This is a genomic window from Pseudomonas sp. SST3 (genome assembly GCF_003325755.1).
Window position 1 is genome coordinate 1 of the sequence record NZ_QORI02000075.1, and the last position, 5,734, is coordinate 5,734.

Sequence of the window (5,734 nt, forward strand, 5' to 3'; positions counted from 1 at the left end):
GGCCCGGTAGCCGGTGCACGGCTTTCACCTGTTTGGATGGCCTGAACTGAAGGATAGTTCGGATTCAGCAAATTCAAGGGAGGAGAGGTGCTTTTACCGCTGCGTTTCGTCGGATGGGAAGCGCAAGGCCGCGCGATGCGCGGCGTTTGGAGGCGATATTTTTTTTACGAAGGATCGCCCTGTTCGACGTCCTGGGGGTAAGTCTGGCGCCATAGCTCAAAGCCGCCATCGAGGCTGTAGACATCCGAGAAGCCCTGGTTGATCAGGTAGGCAGCAGCGCTCTGGCTGGAGTGACCGTGATAGCAGGTGACGACCAACGGATGGTCGAGATCTGCCGCCGCGATAAAGTCCGGCAGGGAATGGTTATCAAGATGTGTCGAACCAGCGATATGGCCACTGGCGTAGCTGAGGGCGTCGCGAATGTCGACGATCACGCCACCGTCATTGCGCAGCGCCTGGGCCTGTTGCGGAGAGATACGTTTGAACTCAGTCATGGGTTGCCTCGCATTCGCAGCGGTGCATTTCTCCGCTGTCGAGATTCATCAGGGTCATAGTGTTGCCCCACACGCAGCCGGTATCCAGCGCAAAGACGTTGGGTTCGTCGCAGCGACCCTCCAGCGCGGCCCAGTGGCCGAAGATGATCTTGCAGCCACGAGTCTTGCGATTGGGGTGGCTGAACCAGGGCGCGAAGCCCGGCGGGGCCGATTCGATCCCTTCCTTGGCTTGCAGATCGAGGGTGCCATCGGCCTTGCAGAAGCGCATGCGGGTGAAATAGTTGGTGATCAGGCGCAGCCGTGGCACCCCGTGCAATTCCTTGTTCCACTTAGCGGGCAGGTTGCCGTACATGCCGTCGAGAAACGGCTGCAGCATGGCGTCGTCACGCAATGCTTGTTCGACTTCTGCGGCTCGTCTGAGCGCCTTGGCCAGCGTCCATTGCGGCGGGATGCCCGCATGGACCATGGTGGTGGCTCGTTCGGCGTCGTGGTGGACCAGCCTCTGCTGGCGCAGCCAGTCGATCAGGTCAGTCCGGTCGGGCGCGTCGAGGATGGGTTTGAGCGTGTCGGAGCGCTTCAATCGTTCGATGTTGTGCGCAACGGCCAGCAGGTGCAGATCATGATTGCCGAGCACGGTCACGGCGGAGCTGCCCAGATCACGTACGAAGCGCAAAGCTTCAAGCGATTGCGGACCACGGTTGACCAGGTCCCCGGCGAGCCACAGGCAATCGCGCGAGGGGCTGAAGTCGACTCGCTGCAGCAGGCATTGGAGGGGTTCGAGGCAACCCTGCAGGTCGCCGACAGCATAGATAGTCAATGCAAGGCTCCGGGTACGGCCAGCCGGAAGGGGGCAATCTCGGCATCGAAGCGGTGTCCGTCTTCGGCGAGCATCTGATAGCTGCCCTGCATGGTGCCGACGCTGGAGGCCATCAGCGTGCCGCTGGTATAGACGTGACGCTGGCCCGGCGCGACCACCGGCTGTTCGCCGACCACGCCGGCGCCGCGTACCTCCTGAACCTGGCCATCGCCGTCGGTGATGATCCAGTGACGAGACAGCAGTTGTGCAGTGAGCTGGCCCTTGTTTTCGATCGTTACTGTGTAGGCAAAGGCATAACGGTTTTGTTCCGGCTGCGACTGGTCGGCCAGATACGCCGGGCTGACGCTGACGTTGATCCAGTAGCGAAGGTCTTCAGGCATGGGGACTCCTACTTTGGGGCTCGCCTTCAGACGCGGGCGGAAAGTTGGTCTGACAATCTTACGAACGCTGCCAGGTCCAGCTGTTCCGGGCGAAGGCTGCCATCAACATCTGCCGCGGCGATGGCGTCCGCGTCGAGCAGGCCTTTGAGCGTATTGCGCAGCGTCTTTCGGCGCTGATTGAAGGCTTGGCGAACGACGACTTCCAGCTGGCGATGATCGCGCGCCGGATGCGGCAGCACTTCGTGAGGGACTAGGCGCACTATGGCCGATTCCACCTTAGGCGCCGGGTTGAAGGCGCCAGGGCCAACATTGAACAGGTGCTCTACGCGACAGTGGTACTGCACCATGATCGACAGACGCCCCCAGTCGCCACCGCCGGGCTGCGCAGCGAGGCGTTCGACCACTTCCTTCTGCAGCATGAAATGCATGTCGCGGATCAGGTGAGCGTGGTCGAGCAGATGAAAGATCAACGGTGTGGAGATGTTGTATGGGAGGTTGCCGACGATGCGCAGGCTGCCGGGTTCCTGGCTCAGCTGGGCGAAATCGAACTTCAAGGCATCGCCCTGGTTAAGCGCGAAATTGTCCCGCCCGGCGAACTTGTGCTGAAGAATCGGGATGAGGTCCAGGTCCAGTTCGACCACATCCAGATGCGCGCCGCTGTCGAGCAGCCCTTCGGTGAGGGCGCCCTGGCCTGGACCAATCTCGACCATGCGCTCACCCGGTTTGGCATGGATGGCGCGCAGGATGCGATGAATCACGCCAGCATCGTGGAGGAAATTTTGGCCGAAACGCTTTCGCGCGCGGTGTTGGTAGTTCTCGGACATGGACAGCAGCACCCAGGGAGCAGCTTGAAGCGGGAAGCCAGAAGCTGGAAACGAAAAGGTGCGCAGTTTAGCAGGCTGGTGTGAATGGCGCTTTTTACGTCCATCAGAAGTCGATGCGTCGCGCCAGCCATGTGCCTGATCGCATCGGCTACCTAGCCATCTGATACGCCGTTTCCAGCGCCACCTGCAGGCTGCCGGTATCGATTCGGCCGGTACCTGCGAGATCCAGCGCGGTGCCGTGATCAACCGAGGTGCGCACGATCGGCAAACCCAGGGTGACATTGACGGCCGCGCCGAAGCCTTTGTATTTCAACACCGGCAGGCCCTGGTCGTGATACATCGCCAGCACTGCGTCGCAGTTATCGAGGTGCTTGGGGGTGAACAGCGTATCCGCAGGCAGCGGGCCGACGAGGTCGAGTCCTTCGTGCCGAAGTGCTTCCAGTGCTGGTTCGATGATTTCGATTTCCTCGAGCCCCAGGTGACCATCTTCGCCGGCATGCGGGTTGAGTCCGCAGACCAGAATGCGCGGTCGAGCGATGCCGAACTTTTCCACCAGGTCGGCATGCAGAATGCGCGTCACACGCTGCAACCGCTCGGTGGTTATCGCGGCGGCGACATCCTTGAGCGGCAGGTGCGTGGTCACGAGGGCTACCCGTAGGCCACGGGTGGCCAGCATCATGACCACCTGCTCGGTGCCCGTCAGTTCAGCGAGGAACTCGGTGTGTCCGGAGAAGGGTATACCGGCCTCGTTGATCACGCCTTTATGCACGGGTGCGGTAATCATCCCGGCGAAACTGCCGTCGAGGCAGCCGCGACCAGCGCGTTGCAGCGTCGCGAGCACATAGTTGGCATTTGCCGCGGTGAGCGCACCGCTGACCACGGGTGAGGCTAATGGCGTATCCCAGACATATAGGCAGCTCGCAGCGGCAGGCTGGTCCGGCCAGCTGTCTGGAGTGACCTCAATCAGGTTGATATCCAGCCCTAGCTCGGTTGCGCGCGCACGCATCAGCTCGATGCTGGCTATGACGATCAGGGCGTGGGGGTGGCTGTCGCGCGCGAGCAGCAGGCAGAGGTCGGGGCCGATACCGGCCGGCTCGCCAGGAGTCAGAGCGAAGCGTTTGACGGTCATATCGATCAGCCCTCAGGCGGGTTAAAAAAAACGGGCCGGCCAAATTGGCAGGCCCGCTGATGGCGTGCGGCGACCCTTCCGATATCAGATCTTGATCTCGACGTAGGCCTCGTCGCGTATCTGGCGAAGCCAGGCTTGCAGTTCTTCTTCGTACTTGCGGTTGCGTAGCAGCGTTTGCGCCTGCTGCTCGCGGAACTCCTCACTGGCATCAGTGGCGCGGCGGCCGAGAACTTCGAGGATATGCCAGCCGTACGGGGTCTTGAAGGCTTCGGACAGTTGGCCATTGGGGGTATTGGCCATGACTTCGCGGAACTCCGGTACCAGCGAGCTCGGGTCGATCCAATTCAGGTCGCCACCGTTGAGCGCAGAACCTGGATCTTCGGAGAAATTCTTCGCCAGGTCGGCGAAGCTCTCACCTGCGAGGATCCGGTCGCGCAGGCGCTCCACCAGGCGGCGGCTTTCATCTTCGCTGCGGATCTGGCTCGGCTTGATCAGAATATGGCGAACGTGAACCTCGTCGCGAACCTGGGTATCACCGCCGCGCTTGTCCAGCACCTTGAGCAGGATGAAGCCTGGTGGGGTGCGAACCGGTTGGGTGAAGTCACCGACGTCCATGGTGCTGACTTCGGTGTCGAATGGCGGTGGCAGTTGAGCGGCTTTTCGCCAGCCCATGTCACCGCCTTCCAGTGCGTTCTCGCTGGCCGAGCGAGCAACCGCCAGCTTGGCGAAATCCGCGCCATTCTGCAGCTGTTCGTAGGTGTCTCTTGCCATTTCTTCCGCTGCCTGGATGGCCGCCGAATCGGCTGACTCCGGTACCGGAATAAGAATGTTGGCTAGCCGATATTCTTCGGAAAGCTGCAGCTTGCCAAGATCGGAAGCGAGGAAGTTTTCCACTTCCTGGTTCGATACTTGAATTCGCTCGGCGATGCGGCGCTGACGCACGCGGCTGATGATCATCTCCCGGCGAATCTGCTCGCGAGCAGTTTCCAGACTCAGCCCGTCGCGCTCCAGGGCGGCGCGGAACTGATCAAGGCTCATGTTATTACGTTGGGCGATGGTGGCCATCGCCTGATTGAGCTCCTCGTCCGAAATACGGATGCCTGAGCGTTCACCGATCTGCAGCTGCAGATTCTCGGTGATCAGGCGCTCGAGCACCTGCTGCTGCATGACGTCTCGCGGCGGCATCTCCGCACCGCGCTTCTCGATGGTCTGTTCGACCTCGCGAAGGCGCTGATCCAGCTGGCTCTGCATGATGACGTCGTTATCGACGATGGCGACGATACGATCGAGCGGGCGCACCTCGGCAGCGGCTGAAGTGGCGAGGGTGGCGTTGCCTAGCAGGAGCGCGCCCACCAGCAGCGGGCGCAGGTAATTAGAAAGCTTGGTCTTCACGTTCACGGTAACCTTGTATGCCTTCGTCGAGGAATGTCTCGGTCGTGCTGCCGAACACGCCACCGAGTCCCTTGAGGACGATTTGCAGGAAGATGCCATTGTCTGGCTCGTCGTTCTGCGATGGGTTGAGACTGGTTTCGTCGTAGTCGATCCAGTAGCGGTTGATCAGCCGCAGCTTCCAGCAGCAATTGTCATACTCGAAGCCGCCGAAGGCTTCCAGCGTACGGTTGCGGCTGTAGTCATGCTGCCAGCGCGCGATCACGCTCCACTGCGGCACGATTGGCCAGATGGTGGAGATGTCGTGCTGGTTGATCTTGTAGTAATCCTTGATGTACTCCGGTGTACCCGGCGTGCCGTAATCACCGCCATAGGTCCACAAGCCGGTGGCCTGGTCGAAACGGACGGTGTCGTTGCGGTAGCGGTAGCCGATATTGACAATCTTGTTCGGATTGTCAGCTGGCTGGTAATGCCACATGGCGCTACCTGAGCGGGTGCTATGAGTGTCCGGGTCCCAGTTGAAGGTGGACGTGAAGCGCCAGTCCCGGTTGTAGCGGTACATGTACTCCAGCGCATAGGGCGATACCGAGGAAGTCGCATTGGAGCGCGTGCGATAATCGATGCCGCGCAGCTGGACCTTACGGTCTTCGAAGTAGAACGCCTGGCCGATACTTAACCGCTGACGCTCGAAACCGTTAGGC

7 protein-coding genes are annotated in these 5,734 nt (G+C 60.9%); all 7 read right to left on the minus strand.

What is annotated here, in order from left to right; translation table 11 throughout:
* Window positions 1-164: 164 nt before the first annotated feature.
* The gene (gene glpE / locus DQ405_RS23630; RefSeq protein WP_168426306.1) at window positions 165-494 is read right to left on the minus strand and encodes a thiosulfate sulfurtransferase GlpE; all 330 of its coding nucleotides are present in this window, start codon (window positions 492-494) and stop codon (window positions 165-167) included.
* Window positions 487-1,311, minus strand: coding sequence for a symmetrical bis(5'-nucleosyl)-tetraphosphatase (locus tag DQ405_RS23635; RefSeq protein WP_168426307.1), 825 nt, complete (start codon window positions 1,309-1,311; stop codon window positions 487-489). Before DQ405_RS23635 ends, glpE begins: the two co-directional genes overlap by 8 nt.
* Window positions 1,308-1,691: a Co2+/Mg2+ efflux protein ApaG gene (apaG, locus tag DQ405_RS23640; protein WP_168426308.1), complete on the minus strand. Its 384-nt coding sequence runs from the start codon at window positions 1,689-1,691 to the stop codon at window positions 1,308-1,310. Before apaG ends, DQ405_RS23635 begins: the two co-directional genes overlap by 4 nt.
* A 26-nt stretch (window positions 1,692-1,717) precedes the next feature.
* A complete protein-coding gene (gene rsmA, locus DQ405_RS23645) occupies window positions 1,718-2,515 on the minus strand; it encodes a 16S rRNA (adenine(1518)-N(6)/adenine(1519)-N(6))-dimethyltransferase RsmA (RefSeq protein ID WP_168426309.1) in 798 nt (265 codons plus the stop codon).
* A gap of 148 nt (window positions 2,516-2,663) precedes the next feature.
* The gene (pdxA, locus tag DQ405_RS23650; protein WP_168426310.1) at window positions 2,664-3,644 is read right to left on the minus strand and encodes a 4-hydroxythreonine-4-phosphate dehydrogenase PdxA; all 981 of its coding nucleotides are present in this window, start codon (window positions 3,642-3,644) and stop codon (window positions 2,664-2,666) included.
* A gap of 84 nt (window positions 3,645-3,728) precedes the next feature.
* Window positions 3,729-5,036: a peptidylprolyl isomerase gene (locus DQ405_RS23655; RefSeq protein ID WP_168426311.1), complete on the minus strand. Its 1,308-nt coding sequence runs from the start codon at window positions 5,034-5,036 to the stop codon at window positions 3,729-3,731.
* Window positions 5,017-5,734: LPS assembly protein LptD (gene lptD, locus DQ405_RS23660; protein WP_168426312.1), on the minus strand; the 718-nt coding region annotated here is incomplete at its 5' end. The genes lptD and DQ405_RS23655, both read right to left, overlap by 20 nt.